Origin of the sequence: Isoptericola maris, assembly GCF_048065335.1 — a bacterium.
In the GTDB taxonomy this organism is placed as follows: domain Bacteria; phylum Actinomycetota; class Actinomycetes; order Actinomycetales; family Cellulomonadaceae; genus Isoptericola; species Isoptericola rhizosphaerae.
Genome location: NZ_JBLUNY010000001.1, coordinates 148,566 through 163,636, shown reverse-complemented (window position 1 = coordinate 163,636; position 15,071 = coordinate 148,566). Strand labels below are relative to the sequence as shown.

General features: G+C 72.1%; 11 protein-coding genes and 1 tRNA gene. 1 reads left to right on the top strand and 11 read right to left on the bottom strand.

The window, feature by feature from the left end:
* The first annotated feature begins 4 nt into the window (after nt 1–4).
* Nucleotides 5–78: transfer RNA gene (locus tag ACH5HR_RS00785), tRNA-Leu, on the top strand.
* 92 nt (nt 79–170) lie between these two features.
* Here the strand turns inward: ACH5HR_RS00785 and pyk are convergent.
* The 11 genes from pyk to hisI form a co-directional block, all read right to left on the bottom strand.
* Nucleotides 171–1,610 carry a pyruvate kinase gene (gene pyk, locus ACH5HR_RS00780; protein ID WP_416476398.1) on the bottom strand — a complete coding sequence of 480 codons (1,440 nt, stop codon included), beginning with the start codon at nt 1,608–1,610 and terminating at the stop codon, nt 171–173.
* A gap of 77 nt (nt 1,611–1,687) precedes the next feature.
* A complete protein-coding gene (locus ACH5HR_RS00775) occupies nt 1,688–3,166 on the bottom strand; it encodes a glutamate synthase subunit beta (RefSeq protein WP_402371991.1) in 1,479 nt (492 codons plus the stop codon).
* The gene (gene gltB / locus ACH5HR_RS00770) at nt 3,159–7,727 is read right to left on the bottom strand and encodes a glutamate synthase large subunit (protein ID WP_402371992.1); all 4,569 of its coding nucleotides are present in this window, start codon (nt 7,725–7,727) and stop codon (nt 3,159–3,161) included. The genes ACH5HR_RS00775 and gltB overlap by 8 nt, the downstream gene beginning before the upstream one ends.
* Nucleotides 7,728–7,849: 122 nt before the next feature.
* A complete protein-coding gene (lgt, locus tag ACH5HR_RS00765; protein ID WP_402372095.1) occupies nt 7,850–8,839 on the bottom strand; it encodes a prolipoprotein diacylglyceryl transferase in 990 nt (329 codons plus the stop codon).
* Between the two features lie 5 nt (nt 8,840–8,844).
* Entirely contained in the window at nt 8,845–9,729 is an 885-nt protein-coding gene (gene trpA, locus ACH5HR_RS00760; RefSeq protein ID WP_402371993.1) for a tryptophan synthase subunit alpha, read from the bottom strand.
* Nucleotides 9,684–10,979 (bottom strand): tryptophan synthase subunit beta, encoded by a 1,296-nt coding sequence (gene trpB / locus ACH5HR_RS00755; RefSeq protein ID WP_402372096.1) that lies wholly within the window; start codon nt 10,977–10,979, stop codon nt 9,684–9,686. The genes trpA and trpB overlap by 46 nt, the downstream gene beginning before the upstream one ends.
* 80 nt (nt 10,980–11,059) lie before the next feature.
* Nucleotides 11,060–11,884, bottom strand: coding sequence for an indole-3-glycerol phosphate synthase TrpC (trpC, locus tag ACH5HR_RS00750; protein ID WP_402371994.1), 825 nt, complete (start codon nt 11,882–11,884; stop codon nt 11,060–11,062).
* A 236-nt stretch (nt 11,885–12,120) separates the two neighbouring features.
* A complete protein-coding gene (locus tag ACH5HR_RS00745; protein ID WP_416475711.1) occupies nt 12,121–12,399 on the bottom strand; it encodes an HGxxPAAW family protein in 279 nt (92 codons plus the stop codon).
* A 40-nt stretch (nt 12,400–12,439) separates the two neighbouring features.
* Nucleotides 12,440–13,036 carry a Trp biosynthesis-associated membrane protein gene (locus ACH5HR_RS00740; RefSeq protein ID WP_416475710.1) on the bottom strand — a complete coding sequence of 199 codons (597 nt, stop codon included), beginning with the start codon at nt 13,034–13,036 and terminating at the stop codon, nt 12,440–12,442.
* The gene (locus ACH5HR_RS00735; protein ID WP_416475708.1) at nt 13,033–14,628 is read right to left on the bottom strand and encodes an anthranilate synthase component I; all 1,596 of its coding nucleotides are present in this window, start codon (nt 14,626–14,628) and stop codon (nt 13,033–13,035) included. Before ACH5HR_RS00735 ends, ACH5HR_RS00740 begins: the two co-directional genes overlap by 4 nt.
* Nucleotides 14,625–15,044, bottom strand: a complete 420-nt coding sequence (gene hisI / locus ACH5HR_RS00730; protein ID WP_402372002.1) for a phosphoribosyl-AMP cyclohydrolase — start codon at nt 15,042–15,044, stop codon at nt 14,625–14,627. The genes ACH5HR_RS00735 and hisI overlap by 4 nt, the downstream gene beginning before the upstream one ends.
* Nucleotides 15,045–15,071 lie beyond the last annotated feature (27 nt).

Sequence of the window (15,071 nt, the reverse complement as noted above, 5' to 3'; positions counted from 1 at the left end):
CCGCGCCCCGGTAGCCCAACCGGCAGAGGCAATCGGCTCAAACCCGATCCAGTGCGGGTTCGAATCCCGCTCGGGGCACGCAGCACGAGAGCCCGGACCGCAGGAGCGGTCCGGGCTCTCGTCGTCCTCACGGCACCGGTCTCCCGGTGCCGTTGGTCACAGCCGTGGGGTCACTCGGCGACGGCGCCACCGTCACCGTGGGTACCCACCTTGTGCACGAGGATCGAGTTCGTCGTTCCCGGCACGCCCACCGGTGCACCCGAGACGATGACGACGCGGTCGCCCACCTCGGCCAGACCGTTGGCCTGCAGCGTCTGGTCCACCTGACCGACCATCGCGTCCACCGAACCCACCTCCGGCACCGCGTACGTGGTCGTGCCCCAGGTCAGCGCCAGGACGTTGCGCACCGACTCCTCGGGGGTGAAGGCCAGCAGCGGGATGCCCGAGCGCAGGCGCGACATCCGCTTGGCCGAGTCACCGGACTGCGTGAACGTCACCAGGTACTTGACCCCCAGCGAGTTGCCGATCTCCGCGGCAGCGCGCGTGATGATCCCGCCCCGGGTGTGCGGCGCGGAGCCGAGCGGGGCGATGCGCTCGCGCCCCATCTCCTCGGTGGCCTCGATGATCGAGGCCATCGTCTGCACCGTGAGGATCGGGTAGTCGCCCACGGACGTCTCGCCCGAGAGCATGACCGCGTCGGCGCCGTCCAGCACGGCGTTGGCGCAGTCGGATGCCTCGGCACGCGTCGGGCGCGGGCTCGTGGTCATCGACTCCAGCACCTGCGTCGCCACGATGACCGGCTTCGCGTTCTGGCGTGCCAGCTCCACGATGCGCTTCTGGACCAGCGGTACCTGCTCCAGCGGCATCTCGACCGCCAGGTCACCGCGGGCCACCATGAAGCCGTCGAACGCCGCGATGACCTCCTCGAGGTTGTCCACCGCCTGCGGCTTCTCGATCTTCGCGACCACCGGGACCACGCGTCCCTCGGCGTCCATGATCTTGCGGACGTCCTCGTAGTCCGCGGCGTTGCGCACGAACGACAGCGCGATGATGTCCGCACCCATGTGCAGCGCCCACCGCAGGTCGTCGGTGTCCTTCTCGCTCAGGGCCGGGACCGAGACCGCGACGCCGGGCAGGTTGAGCCCCTTGTTGTTCGACACCGGACCCGGCACCTCGACCGTGGTGACCACTCGAGGGCCCTCCACCGCGGTGACGCGCACGCGCACCTTGCCGTCGTCGATGAGGATCGGGTCGCCCACCCGGGCGTCCTGCGGGAGCCCCTTGTGCGTGGTGGAGACCAGCTCCCGGGTGCCCACGACGTCCTCGGTCGTGATGGTGAGCGTGTCGCCCTCGTTCAGGAAGTGCTTCTCGTCGCCACCGAACCGGCCCAGCCGGATCTTGGGGCCTTGCAGGTCGACCAGGACGGCGACGTTGCGCCCCGCGTCCTTCGCCGCCGCGCGCACACCGTGATAGACGGCCTCGTGCTCCGACTGCTCGCCGTGGCTCCGGTTGATCCGGGCCACGTCCATACCCGCGTCCACCAGCTCCCGGAGCTTCTCCGGGGATGCTGTCGCGGGTCCGATGGTGCACACGATCTTCGCTCTGCGCATGTCTCCAGCCTCGTCGTCGTACTGCCCCGGTACCGACCGGGGCCGTCCCGGACGCCACACGACGCCCGGGTTCGTGCTCATTCTCTCAGGGCAACGGTGCGCGGGCCCACCGGGGCCGGCAGCTCGGTGCTCCCCTGGAGGAACGTGTCCACGGCGGCCGCGGCCGCCCGCCCCTCGGCGATCGCCCACACGATGAGCGACTGTCCGCGGCCGGCGTCGCCGGCCACGAAGACGCCCGGCAGTGTGGTCGCGTAGTCGTCACCGCGGCGCACCAGGCCGCGGCTCGTGGTCTCGATGCCGGTCTGCTCGACCAGCAGGTCCGTCTCCGGACCGGTGAAGCCCATCGCGACGAGGACCAGGTCAGCCGGGATGTCGCGCTCGGTGCCGGGCTTCGGCACGCGACGTCCGTCGGCCAGGTACTCCGTCTCCGCGACCCTCAGCGCCCGGACCGCACCGTCCTCGTCGCCGAGGAACTTCACGGTCGAGGCGAGGAACGTCCGCTCACCGCCCTCCTCGTACGAGGTCGAGACCTCGAAGACGATCGGGTCGGTGGGCCACGGCTGGTGCGGCGGGCGCTCGGTCGACGGCTTCTTGCCGATCGCGAGCGTCGTCACGCTTGCCGCACCCTGCCGCAGCGACGTGCCGACGCAGTCCGAACCGGTGTCGCCGCCGCCGATGACGACGACGTGCTTGCCCTGCGCGTCGGGTGCGTCCTCGACGGGCCGGCCTGCCACGGCCTTGTTCGACGGCGTGAGGAGCTCCATGGCCGGGTGCACCCCGGCCAGGTCGTTGCCCGGGACCGTCAGCTCGCGGGGCACGGTGGCGCCCGTCGCCACCACGATCGCGTCGAAGCGGCGACGCAAGGCGTCCCACGTGATGTCCCTGCCGATCTCCACACCGGCGCGGAACCGGGTGCCCTCCGCCTCCATCTGGGCGAGCCGACGGTCGATGTGCGTCTTCTCGAGCTTGAAGTCGGGGATGCCGTAGCGGAGCAGGCCGCCGATCGCGTCGTCGCGCTCGTAGACGACGACGGTGTGTCCGGCACGGGTCAGCTGCTGCGCGACGGCCAGACCGGCGGGGCCGGAGCCCACGACGGCGACCGTCGAACCGGTGAGCCGCTGAGGCACCTGGGGGTGCACCAGCCCGCGCTCGAAGGCCTCGTCGATGATCGAGACCTCGATGTTCTTGATGGTCACGGCCGGCTGGTTGATGCCCAGCACACAGCTCGTCTCGCACGGAGCGGGGCACACGCGCCCCGTGAACTCCGGGAAGTTGTTCGTGGCGTGCAGCCGCTCGATCGCGTCCGCCCACTGGTCCTGCCGCACGAGGTCGTTCCACTCGGGGATCAGGTTTCCGAGCGGGCACCCCTGGTGGCAGAACGGTATGCCGCAGTCCATGCAGCGGCCGGCCTGCTCGGACAACCGACCACCGAGGAGCGGCTCACCTTCCTTCCGGTGCTCGTGCACGTCCTTCCAGTCACGCAGGCGTACCTCGACAGGGCGGTTCGGCGGGAGCTCACGCTCTCGAACCTTCAGGAATCCGCGCGGGTCAGCCACGTGCCACCTCCATGATGTGCTCCCAGAGGGAGGGGTCGAAGTCGTCGCCCTCGCCCAGCGGCGTCCCGGCGGACTCCGCCTCGGCCAACGCGGTGCGGACGTTCGCCCAGGCGGGCGGGAGGACCCGCGAGAAGCGTCCGCGCGTGGCCTCGTCCGCGAGCAGCTCGGCCGCGACGGGCGAGCCGGTCTCCTCGTGATGCTTCGCCAGCAGCTCCTGCACCCGCGCCCAGTCGTCGTCCTCGAGCGGCCCGACGACCAGCTCGCCGGCCGCGACCGCCGCCGGGTTCATCGCGACGTCACGCAGGTTCAGCACGTAGGCCACACCCCCGGACATCCCCGCGCCGAAGTTGCGGCCGGTCGGGCCGAGCACCACGACCTCTCCGCCGGTCATGTACTCGCAACCATGGTCGCCCACACCCTCGACGACCAGGGTCGCGCCGGAGTTGCGGACGCCGAACCGCTCGCCGACCCGGCCTCGGAGCAGCACCTCGCCGCTCGTCGCGCCGTAGCCGATCACGTTGCCGGCGATGACGTTCGCCGCCCCGTCGAGCACGGCCGCACGGTCGGGCCGCACCACGATCCGTCCGCCGGAGAGACCCTTGCCGACGTAGTCGTTGGCGTCGCCGAAGAGCCGCAGCGTCACCCCGCGCGGGACGAACGCACCGAACGACTGCCCCGCGGAGCCCGTCAGGGTCACGTCGATCGTGTCGTCGGGCAGTCCCTCACCGCGGTACCGCTTGGTGACCTCGTGGCCGAGCATCGTGCCGACCGTCCGGTTGACGTTGCGCACCGGGACCTCGATGCGGACCGGCTGGGCGTCCTCCAGCGCGGCCCGTGCCTGCGCGATGAGCTGCCGGTCCAGCGCCCTGTCGAGGCCGTGGTCCTGCTCGCGGGTGCGGTGCAGGGCCGACCCTGCCGGGTGCTCGACGCGCTCCAGCACCGGAGCCAGGTCGAGACCCGAGGCCTTCCAGTGGTCGACCGCCTTGCGCGTGTCGAGCGTCTGGACCTGACCGACCGCCTCCTCGACGGACCGGTAGCCCAGCGAGGCGAGGTGCTCACGCACCTCGGTCGCGATGAACTCGAAGAAGTTGACGACGAACTCGGGTTTCCCGGTGAACCGGCGACGCAGCTCCGGGTTCTGCGTGGCCACGCCGACCGGACAGGTGTCCAGGTGGCACACGCGCATCATGATGCAGCCCGAGACCACCATCGGCGCGGTGGCGAAGCCGAACTCCTCGGCGCCGAGCAGCGCGGCGACGACGACGTCACGGCCGGTCTTCATCTGACCGTCGACCTGCACGGTGATCCGGTCGCGCAGGTTGTTGAGCACCAGCGTCTGCTGGGTCTCGGCGAGACCGATCTCCCACGGGGTGCCCGCGTGCTTGAGCGAGGTCAGCGGGCTGGCGCCCGTGCCGCCGTCGTGCCCCGAGATGAGGACGACGTCGGCGTGCGCCTTGGACACGCCCGTCGCGACCGTGCCCACGCCGAACTCCGAGACGAGCTTGACGTGGACCCGCGCGCTGGGGTTCGCGTTCTTCGCGTCGTGGATCAGCTGGGCGAGGTCCTCGATGGAGTAGATGTCGTGGTGCGGCGGGGGCGAGATCAGCCCGACCCCGGGCGTGGAGTGCCGTGTCCGGGCCACCCACGGGTAGACCTTGGGTCCCGGCAGCTGCCCGCCCTCGCCGGGCTTGGCGCCCTGCGCGAGCTTGAGCTGGATGTCGTCGGCCTGCGTGAGGTACTCGCTCGTCACGCCGAAGCGGCCCGAGGCGATCTGCTTCACGCGCGACCGGCGGCGCGGGTCGTAGAGGCGCTCGGAGTCCTCGCCACCCTCGCCCGAGTTCGACCGGCCCTCGAGCTCGTTCATCGCGACCGCGAGCGTCTCGTGCATCTCCTGGGAGATCGCGCCGTACGACATCGCACCCGTGTTGAACCGCTTGACGATCTCGCTGACCGGCTCGACCTCGTCGAGAGGGATCGGTTCGCGGTCCGGGTCGAAGCGGAGCAGACCACGCAGGGTCATCAGGCGCTCGGACTGCTCGTCGACCCGCCGGGTGTACTTCCGGAAGATCTCCATGCGGCCGGTGCGGGTGGCGTGCTGCAGCCGGAACACCGTCTCGGGGTCGAACAGGTGCTCCTCGCCGTCACGGCGCCACTGGTACTCGCCGCCCGTGGTGAGACGTTCGTGCGGCGTGTGGTTCCCGGACGCCGGGTAGGCCTCGGTGTGGCGAGCCGCGGTCTCCGCGGCGATCACGTCGAGGCCGATCCCGCCCAGCCGGCTCGTGGTGCCGGTGAAGTAGTCGTCGACGAGCTCCTGGGACAGTCCGATGGCCTCGAAGACCTGCGCGCCGCGGTACGACATGATCGTCGAGATGCCCATCTTGGACATGACCTTGAGCACGCCCTTGCCCAGCGCCCTGATGAGGTTGCGCACGGCCTGCTCCGGGCCCACGTCGAGATAGCCGCGCAGGGCGAGGTCCTCGACAGTCTCCATGGCGAGGTAGGGGTTGACCGCGGCCGCCCCGTAGCCGATGAGCAGCGCGACGTGGTGGACCTCTCGCACGTCGCCCGCCTCCACGACCAGCGAGATCCGGGTCCGGGTGTGCCGGCGCAGCAGGTGGTGGTGCACGGCGCTGGTGAGCAGCAGGGACGGGATCGGTGCCCGCTCGGCGTCCGAGTCGCGGTCGGACAGCACCACGTGCGTCACCCCGGCTTCGATCTGGGCGTCGATCTCCGCGAAGATCTCGTCGAGCCGCGCCTGGAGTGCCGCGCCGCCGCCGGAGACCTCGTAGAGGCCACGCACGATGGCTGCCCGGAACTCACCCTCCAGGCGGGGGTCGCGGTCGATCCGGACGATCTTGGCCAGCTCGTCGTTGTCCAGCACCGGGAACGGCAGGTCGAGCTTGCGGGCGTGCACCGACGAGCCGTCCAGCAGATTGGGCTCCGGCCCGATGGTGGAGTCGATCGCCGTGACCAGCTCCTCCCGGATGGAGTCCAGCGGCGGGTTGGTCACCTGGGCGAACATCTGGGTGAAGTAGTCGAACAGCAGGCGCGGGCGCTTCGAGAGCACGGCCACGGGGGTGTCCGACCCCATGGCGCCCAACGGTTCGGTGCCCGTGCCGGCCATCGGCGTCAGGATGATCTTCAGCTCCTCGGCCGTGTAGCCGAAGGCACGCTGGCGACGCTGCACCGAGGCGGGCGAGTGAGCGACGTGCTCGCGCTCGGGCAGCGAGTCCAGTGTGATCGTGTGCTCGGCCACCCACTGGGCGTAGGGCCGCTGCGCGGCCAGCTGGGACTTGACCTCGTCGTCCTCGACGATCCTGCCCTGGTCGGTGTCGACCAGGAACATGCGGCCGGGCTCGAGCCGGCCCTTGCGGACGACCGTCGCCGGGTCGATGTCCAGCACACCGGCCTCCGAGCCGAGCACCACCAGGCCGTCCTCGGTGACCCAGTAGCGGCCCGGACGCAGCCCGTTGCGGTCGAGCACCGCCCCGATCAGCGTGCCGTCGGTGAACGTCAGGCAGGCCGGTCCGTCCCACGGCTCGATGAGGTTGGCGTGGTACTGGTAGAACGCCCGGCGCGCCGGGTCCATCTCCGCGTGGTTCTCCCACGCCTCCGGGATCATCATCAGCACGGAGTGCGGCAGCGAGCGGCCGGACAGGTGCAGCAGCTCGAGGACCTCGTCGAAGCTGGCCGAGTCGCTGGCACCGGGAGTGCAGACCGGCAGGAGCGGCTTCAGGTCGCCGAGGGCCTCGCTGGCGAGGGTGCCCTCCCGCGCCGCCATCCAGTTCCGGTTGCCGCGCACGGTGTTGATCTCACCGTTGTGCGCGATCATGCGGAACGGCTGGGCCAACGGCCACGAGGGGAACGTGTTCGTGGAGAAGCGGGAGTGGACCAGCGCGATCTCGGACGCGTACCGCGGGTCGGAGAGGTCGGGGAAGAAGGGCTCGAGCTGCGACGTGGTCAGCATGCCCTTGTACGTCACGGTGCGAGCGGACAGCGACGCCAGGAACAGGCCCAGCTCGTTCTCGGACCGCTTGCGCAACCGGTACGCCCGCCGGTCCAGCTCGATCCCGGCCAGCTCGCGCGCAGGGTCGGCGACGAGGACCTGACGGAAGGTCGGCATCGACGCCCGGGCGGTCGGTCCCACGAGGTCCGCGGTCACGGGCACGTCGCGCCAGGCGAGCACGTCGAGCTTCTCCTCGACGGCGATGGCCTCGAAGCGGCGCGCGACGGCGTCCGCCTCCGCCTGGTCCTGCGGAAGGAACGCCATGCCGATGGCGTAGCGGCCGGCCGGCGGCAGCTCGACGGCCACGACGTCCCGGACGAAGGCGTCGGGGATCTGGGTGAGGATCCCGGCTCCGTCACCGCTGTTCTCCTCGGCGCCCACCGCACCGCGGTGGTCGAGGTTGAGCAACGCGGTGAGGCCGGCGTCGACGATGTCGCGTCCCGGCGTCCCGCGCAGGGTCGCGACGAACGCGACACCGCACGCGTCGTGCTCCGTCGCGGGGTCGTAAAGGCCCTGCGCCTCGGGTGGCGCGACCCAGTGCTGCGGCGTGGTCATCAACACCGTCCTCCTGTGCGCCCGCACGCGGGCGCGTCTGCTTCAAAGGTGTTCGGGACGTCGTCGGCCCGTCGGACATGCCAGGCGACGCTCCCCGGGTGGGTGACCCGGTCGGCGCTGCCTCAGGCGCGCGGTGCCGGACCCTGGTCAGGTCCGGCGGCCGACGCTTCCGTGTCGGTCGTGTCGGTGTCCTCGTCGGCAGCGGCCTCGGCCGTGCCTCCGAGGTCACCGTCGGTCTCGTGTGCGGCCGGGTCCTCGGAGGAGCCCGGCAGCGAGACACCGTCCTCGCGACCGGGATGCAACCGGCCGACGACGACGAACGCGACGAGGGCACCGAGGCCCACGACGAGCGAGGTCCAGACGTTCAGCCGCATCCCGAGCACCACCTCGGCGGTGTCGATGCGGAGCATCTCGATCCACACCCTTCCCAGGGTGTAGATCGCGACGTAAGCCCAGAATACCCTCCCATGACCGAGCCTGTACCGGCGGTCGAGCCAGATGAGAAGAGCGGCGGCCGCCAGGTTCCACAGCATCTCGTACAGGAACGTGGGATGGAACAGAGTTCCCTCGGCGTACTGCAGACCGGTGGCCGGATCGACGGGCAGATAGGCCACGTCGATCTCGAGCCCCCAGGGCAGCTCCGTCGGCGCGCCGAAGAGCTCCTGGTTGAACCAGTTGCCGAGGCGTCCGATCGCCTGGGCGATCAGCAGGCCCGGCGCGAGGGCGTCGGCGAAGGTCGACAGCCGCACACCCAGCCGCCGGCAGCCGATCCAGGCGCCGACGGCGCCGAGCGCGACGGCCCCCCAGATGCCGAGCCCGCCCTCCCAGATGTACAGCGCGCTGACCGGGTCGCCGTTCTCTCCCCAGTACGGGTCGGGCGTGGAGAACACGTGGTAGAGCCGCCCGCCGACGATCCCGAACGGGACGGCCCAGAAGGCGATCTCCAGGACGTCGTCCGGGTCGCCGCCGCGGGCCTTCCACCGGCGCATGGTCAGCCAGGCCGCGACGACGATGCCCGCGAGGATCGCCAGCGCGTACGCCCGGATCGGCACGGGCCCGAGATGCCACGTGTGCTGGTCCGGGCTCGGGATCGAGGCCGCGAGCTGGCCGATGACGGTCACGAGGCTCCTTCGGTGGTGCGGGCGCGCGCGACTCCGGCCGCGAGCTCGCCGGTCACCTTACCGAGGGCGTCGAGACGGTCTGCCCACGGCTCGTCGGTCAGCAGGGTGCGGACCAGGGCCGAGCCGACGATGACGCCGTCGGCGTACCGGCCGACCTCGGCCGACTGGTCGCCCGTCGAGACGCCGAGCCCCACGCACACGTGGCGGGCGCCGGCGGCCCGGGTCGCGGCCACCAGCTCCTCGGCACGCTGCCCGACGGACTCCCGTGTGCCCGTGACACCCATCGTGGAGGCCGCGTAGACGAAGCCGCGGGACGCCCCTGCCGTCAGGCGCAGCCGCTCGGGCGTCGAGCTCGGTGCGACCAGGTAGACCTTGTCCAGCTCGTGGGCGTCGGCGGCCTCGACCCACTCCGCAGCCTCGTCCGGGATGAGGTCCGGGGTGATCATCCCGGCACCGCCCGCCGCGGCGAGGTCCCGGGCGAAGGCCTCGACCCCGTACCGCAGCACGGGGTTGTAGTACGACATCACCAGCGTCGGCACGCTGCCGCCCGAGTGCTCGGCGACGGCCTCGACGACCGTGAGCACGTCGCGCAGCCGGGCGCCGCCGGCCAGCGCAGCCTCGGCGGCCCGCTGGATGACCGGCCCGTCCATCACCGGGTCCGTGTACGGCACGCCGATCTCCACGACGTCCACCCCGGCGTCGACCATCGTCGTGACCGCCTCGACGGAACGGGCGACGTCCGGGAACCCGACCGGAAGGTAGCCGACGAGGGCGCCGCGCCCCGCGTCGGCGAGCTCGTCCAGCCTCGTTGCGGTCCTCGATGTCGTCACGATGCTCACTGGTCGCCCTCCGCCGCGTCGTCTTCCAGCAGCCCGAACCATCGGGCAGCGGTGGCCACGTCCTTGTCGCCCCGGCCCGAGAGGTTGACGAGCAGCACCTGGTCCGACCTGCCCGCCTCGGCGAGCCGACGGCCGACCCGCAGGGCGCCCGCCAGAGCGTGCGCCGACTCGATCGCCGGGATGATCCCCTCCGTGCGGCACAGGAGCTGGAAGGCCTCCATCGCCTCCGCGTCCGTCACCGGCTCGTACGTGGCGCGGCCGATGTCGTGCAGCCACGAGTGCGCGGGCCCGACGCTCGGGTAGTCCAACCCTGCCGAGATGGAGTGGCTCGGGCGGGTCTGCCCGTCGTCGTCCTGGAGCAGGTAGGACCGCGCGCCGTGCAGCACTCCGGGGGCGCCACCGGAGAACCGCGCCGCATGGCGGCCGGACTCGATGCCCTCTCCCCCGGCCTCGAACCCGTAGAGCGCCACGCCGTCGTCGTCCAGGAACGCGTTGAACAGGCCGAGGGCGTTCGAGCCGCCGCCCACGCACGCCGCGACGACGTCGGGCAGGCGGCCGACGCGCTCGAGGACCTGCTCGCGCGCCTCCTCGCCGATGATCCGGTGGAACTCGCGGACCATCTCCGGGAACGGGTGCGGTCCCGTCACGGTGCCGAGCAGGTAGTGGGTGTGGTCCACGTTGGTGACCCAGTCCCGCAGCGCCTCGTTGATGGCGTCCTTCAGGGTGCGCGTCCCGATCGTCACGGGGACGACGGTCGCACCGAGGAGCTCCATGCGCGCGACGTTGAGCGCCTGGCGCCGCGTGTCCTCCTCGCCCATGTAGACGACGCACTCGAGGCCGAGGAGCGCGGCCGCCGTCGCGGTGGCGACACCGTGCTGGCCGGCCCCCGTCTCCGCGATGACCCGCGACTTGCCCATGCGCTTGACGAGCAGCGCCTGCCCGAGCACGTTGTTGATCTTGTGGGAGCCGGTGTGGTTGAGGTCCTCGCGCTTGAGGAACACCCGCACAGGTGCTTCCCCGTCGGCGTCCGGCCCGGCGACGTGCGCCGCGAACCGCGGTACCTCGGTCAGCGGCGACGGGCGCCCGGTGTAGTCGCGGTGCAGCTGGGACAGCTCGGCGGCGAACCCCGGGTCCCCCTGAGCCTTGCGGAACTCCGTCTCCAGCTCGTCGAGCGCGGCGATCAGCGCCTCGGGGACGTACCTGCCGCCGAACTGCCCGAAGTACGGGCCCTGGACGTCGGCGAGCTTCTCGGTGACCTGATGGGCCAGTGTCTCGGTCAGCGCGTCTCGCACGGGCTGCTCGGGCTGCTCAGGCACAGGCGCTCCTTCGTGGCGTCGGGGTGTCAGATCGGTACAGCGGCTCGGGCCACGGCTCAAGGCTGTGCTGCGGGCCGTACCGACCAGAGCGCAGGGTGCTGCCCCGCCGCCACGAGGTCGGCGACCGAGCGGCGCGGCTCACCGTCGGTGACGAGGGCCTCGCCGACGAGCACGGCGTGCGCTCCTGCACGGGCATAGTCCATGACGTCGTGCGGACCCCGCACGCCGGACTCCGCGATGCGGACCACGTCGTCGGGGATCAGCGGGGCCAGCCGCGCGAACGTGTCCCGGTCGACCTCGAGCGTCTTGAGGTCCCGGGCGTTGACGCCCACGACGCGGGCGCCGGCGTCCAGCGCACGCCGCACCTCGTCCTCGGTGTGCGCCTCGACGAGTGCCGTCATGCCGAGCGAGTGCACGCGCTCCACGAGCGACGTCAGGACCGTCTGCTCAAGCGCTGCGACGATGAGCAGGACGACGTCGGCGCCGTGCGCCCGTGCCTCCCACACCTGGTACGGAGTCACCACGAAGTCCTTGCGCAGCACCGGCACGTCGACCCGTGCCCGCACCGCGTCGAGGTCGGCGAGGCTGCCGCCGAAACGCCGCTGCTCGGTCAGCACCGAGATGACGCTGGCGCCGCCCGCCGCGTACTCGACCGCCAGCGCGGCCGGGTCGGAGATGTCAGCGAGAGCACCCTTGCTCGGGCTCGAACGCTTCACCTCGGCGATGACGGCGACCTTGTCCTCGGACAGCAGCCGGCTGCAGCACTCGAGGGCACCCGGCACCTTGGCGGCGCGTTCCTTGAGCTCGTCGAGCGAGGTACGGGCCTGCCGCACGGCAAGATCCTCGCGGGCACCCGCGACGATGTCCTCCAGGACAGTCATGCTCTCCCCTCCCTCGGTCGTGTTGCTGCCATGGTAGGCCCGCCACACCCGCAGGCCGACCACCGCCCGAGGTACGAGACGGGCACGCCACCACGCCCACGCGGTTCACCCCGCGGCCCCACCCACATCGTTATGGCTCCGTGACGTCGGCGCCGCAGGCTCGGACACGACGGCGCCCGCACCTCCGGTCGAGATACGGGCGCCGTCCCAGCTGCTCCTCGCGCGGGCGGGACGCTTCAGTGCGACGTCGGTGCGCGCCTCGGCTCGACGCCGTCCTTGGCCTGGCCGTAACCCATGTTGCGCAGGACCACCCCGGCCACGCAGGAGGCCGCGACGATCACGAGGCCGGCCCAGAACAGCAGGAAGGGCACGCCCGGCAGGCAACCGACCGCCGACACGAGCGCACCGGCGATGATGCCGATCATGGCGGTCCAGGCCGCGACGGTGTGGCCGTGGTTGGTGGGCGGGACCGCCGTCGGCAGGTACATCGGCTCGGCGGGGCTGTTGTCGGTCATGGGCGGGCATACCTTTCGTCGCGTGGTGCTGAGGGTCAGACTACCGGTCGGCGGACGGGTCGGTGCCCCGCGAGAGGGCGTCCCAGTCGGCCTGCGCGTCGGGACCCCCGTCCACCGGCCCTGCGGCGACCCCCCGGCCGGCCGGGGGCCGCTCGTGCCGGCTGCCGCCGCCTGACCACGAGGACGTGCCCAGCGCGGCGAGCGCGGCCGCGACCACGACCGCACCACCGACCACCAGCGCCGACCACGGCCACGGCGTCACCTCGACGGGCGAGGTGAGCGTCGTCACACCCGCGGCGTCCGCGGCGGCCGACACCGCCGGCGCCCGCACGTCCCGGAGCACGGCTGCCGCACCGACCACGACCGTCACACCCGCCAGGCCGACCGCCGCGAGCGCGACCCATCGCGCCACCCGCCCCGCCAGCGTCGACGCGAGGGCGCCGGCCAGGACGACGAACGCGGCCGCGCTCACCGCCGGAGCCGCCGTCGTGCCGGCCACCTCGACCACGACCTCGGGTTCGAGCGCCGTCGCGACCGTGGTGCGCAACCACACCGGTGCGGACACCGCGAAGGCCGCCCCGCCGAGCGCCAGCAGGACCACGACGGCGCGAGACCTCGAGCGGATCGCGAGACTCATGCGCCCCCCAGGTCGGCGAACCGCGCGGCGAGCTGGACGGCCCGGACCGCCGCTTCCGCCTTGTTCCGGGACTCGGCGTACTCCAGCGCGGGCACGGAGTCCGCGACGATCCCGCCGCCGGCCTGCACCGAGGCGCGCCCGTCCCGCAGGAAGGCGGTCCGGATGGCGATGGCCATGTCCATGTTGCCGCCGAAGTCCAGGTAGCCGCACGTCCCGCCGTAGATCCCGCGCGAGGCGGGCTCCAGCTCGTCGATCAGGGCGATCGCCCGCGGCTTCGGCGCACCGGACAGGGTGCCGGCCGGGAAGGTCGCCCGCAACGTGTCGAGCGCGCTCGCCCCCGGCCTGAGCCGGCCCACCACCGTGGAGCACAGGTGCATGATGTGGCTGAAGCGGCGGGTGGACATGAACTCCACCACCTCGACCGACGTCGGCTCGCAGACCTTGACCAGGTCGTTGCGGGACAGGTCGACCAGCATGAGGTGCTCGGCCCGTTCCTTGGGGTCGGCGATCAGCTCGTCGGCGAGGGCGACGTCCTCCTCGACGGTCGCACCGCGCGGCCGCGACCCCGCGATGGGGTAGGTGGTCACGTGCTCCGCGTCGACCTTGACGAGCGTCTCCGGGCTCGAGCCCACCACGGCGAAGTCGCGGTCCCGGTGGTCGCGGAGCTGGAAGTAGTACATGTACGGGCTCGGGTTGATCGTGCGCAGCGCCCGGTAGACGTCCAGCGGGGCGGCCGGGCAGTCGAGGTCGAGGCGCTGGGAGAGCACCACCTGGAAGACCTCGCCGTCACGGATCGCCTCCTGGCCCGCGCGGACGGCGTCCTCGAACTCCTCGCGCGTCGACCGGAACTCGAGCTCGGGCTCGGCGACGTCCGGCGCCACCACGGTGCGCACCGGGGGGGCCGAGGCTGCCAGCCGGCGCGCCAGGGCGTCGAGCCGCTCGACGGCGTCCGCGTGCGCCTCGTCCACCCGCTCGTCCGTGCCGTCGCCGTTGATGGCGTTGGCCACGAGCCACACCGCGCCCGAGTGGTGGTCGATCGCGACCATGGCCGTGGCCAGCGACATCGCGACCTCCGGCACGTCGAGCTCGTCGGGCGCCGTCGCGGGCAGGGTCGGCTCCCAGTGCCGCACGATGTCCCAGCCCATCGCCCCGACGAACCCGCCCGTGAGGGGCGGCAGGCCGTCGATCGGCTCGGTGCGCAGCGCCTCGAGTGCCGCACCGAGGACGTCGAGCACGTCACCCTCGCGTGGGACGCCCGCCGGGACGTCCCCCCGCCAGAGCGCCCGGCCGCCGTCGGACAGCAGCGTGGCGCGCGACTCGACACCGACGAAGGACCAACGCGCCCAGGCCCCGCCCGCCTCGGCGGACTCGAGCACGAACGTCCCCGGCCGTCCCTGCGCGAGGGTGCGGTAGAGCCCGACCGGCGTGACGTCGTCGGCCAGGACACGCCGCACCACCGGGATCACCCGCCGGTCGCGGGCGAGGTCGCGGAACGTCTCCAGGCCCGGCCACGTGGCACCCCAGACGAGCTCGTCGGCCGTCGGGGCGGCGGCTCGTCCTGGTGCGGGCGTGGTGGTGGAGGGCGTGGTCACCGGTTCTCCTCGTCGTCGTCGGTGCGTTCGTCTGAGCGGGGCTCGTCGGGTCGGGAGCCGACGACAGCGGGCAGCTCGCCGCCGGCCTCGAAGCAGGTGCGCGCGCCGGTGTGGCACGCGGCGCCCACCTGGTCGACACGCACGAGCAGGGCGTCGCCGTCGCAGTCGATCGCGACGGACCGGACGTGCTGGAAGTGACCCGACGTGTCGCCCTTGCGCCAGTACTCCGCGCGGGAGCGGCTCCAGAACGTCACCCGCCCTTCGGACAGGGTGCGGCGGAGCGCCTCGTCGTCCATCCAGCCGAGCATCAGCACCTCGCCGGTGTCGTGCTGCTGGACGATCGCGGCGACCAGGCCGTGGTCGTCCCTCTTGAGACGGTCGGCGACGGTAGGCTCGAGCGTGGTCTGGTTCAGCACGGTGCCATCCTTCCACGCGTGCGGTCG